The sequence below is a fragment of the Paenibacillus sp. SAFN-117 genome (assembly GCF_051966115.1).
In the GTDB taxonomy this organism is placed as follows: Bacteria; Bacillota; Bacilli; order Paenibacillales; family NBRC-103111; genus Paenibacillus_L; species Paenibacillus_L residui.
In genome coordinates this window covers 1-1,494 of sequence record NZ_JBQCLK010000085.1, presented here as the reverse complement: position 1 = coordinate 1,494, position 1,494 = coordinate 1, and the positions used below count along the sequence as shown (strand labels likewise).

Here is a 1,494-nt window from a genome sequence, read left to right as displayed (position 1 = left end):
AAGTCCAGCAATGGATGAGCACCTTACCCAGTTATATCAAGGGTTTGTTTGCCAATCTAAGCTGCGAAAGTTGAGTTTATAATAATAGCAACTATCATTAGTATTATATAATGGGGCTCTCCCCATGCGTAAAACAGTAAGCTACTAATAAGTAATAATACATTTTTAAGTTCTTTTCTTAATAAATAATAGCTTAATATTACAGCTGGCAAGAAAAAAAATATGAAAAATAAATTACTAAAGACCACAAAATCCCCTCTTAATTATCTTATTATTGTATGCATTTATTTTTTCCTTTTTTTGATATAAAGAAGTAAACGAAGCGATACATCTGTTGACCAAAACAACTTAATATAAACCCCGAGCAATTCAGCAAACTTGTTCGAAATTTAATTGATTTTTTAAATATTTCCCTTGCTTTTTTCATCTTTCCTGCAATTGCAAGGTTATGTCCATAAGAAAATAGAAAGCGAGAAGCATATATGGGACCTGCTTGTTGGATGGTATAGCCATGTTTTTCCCATAACAAAGTATACGCTTGAAGTAATTTGGCGAAATTTGCAGAAATACTATCCTCTGAATAATATACCGTAAGGAGCGGTTCATTAATCCAAATAAAAGGATAACGTTGCGACATTCGTATCCATAACTCCCAGTCCTGAAATCTGGGCATATCCTCGGAAAAGTAACCAATATTATAAAAACATTCTTTCGGGATAAGCACAGATGGTGTTGCTATAAAATTCTGTAAAATTAGCTTCTTATGAATGACACCTGAGAGGTCGGGGCTACTGTCATTAGGAATAAGCTCTCTCTCATTATTCTTAACTCGTACAAAACTTGTATATATAATAGAGGGGAGTTGGTTACATTGTTCCATTGCTACTTTAACTTGTTTCTCCAATTTTGTAGGTTCCCAATAGTCATCACTGTCTTGGAAAGCAATCCAATTTCCAAGTGATTTTCGAATACCAATATTGCGCGCAGCAGCTGCCCCAACATTTTTATCCAAGTTAATTATTCTTACTCTAATATCATTAATAGATTCAATAATTTGCTTTGTTCGATCCGTTGAAGCATCATTAATAACAAGTATCTCAAAATTTGAATAGGTTTGATTTAATAAGCTCTGAATCGACATAAGAACTGTTTCTTCGCGATTAAATACTGGAACAACGATGCTTACAAAAATAGGCTCTAGCAACAACTCCTCCCCCTCTGTTGAATACTAAGTTATTGTGATCTAAAAATCTTCATGGACTCTGGTCTTTGAGCCGTATTAATTACTCACCATTAAAGTAAGAGGTAAGCATTTTAAAACCCGTTTCTCTCTCCCAAAAAAACGGTCATATGAGCTAATTACCTAGTAGGCGTCGTGATTTGCACGACGCCTGTGTTTGCAGCTTTCACACTTGCTAGTTAGACCCCCATGCCTCTGACCGCGGCACCATCAGATGATGAAAATAGGGTTGTACGCTATAATTATTTTACGGC

General features: G+C 35.1%; 1 protein-coding gene. It reads right to left on the bottom strand.

Features of this window, described 5'->3' with window-relative positions; all coding sequences use genetic code 11:
- Positions 1 to 271 precede the first annotated feature (271 nt).
- Positions 272 to 1,204: a glycosyltransferase family 2 protein gene (locus ACTHRH_RS25635; RefSeq protein WP_440418279.1), complete on the bottom strand. Its 933-nt coding sequence runs from the start codon at positions 1,202 to 1,204 to the stop codon at positions 272 to 274.
- Positions 1,205 to 1,494 lie beyond the last annotated feature (290 nt).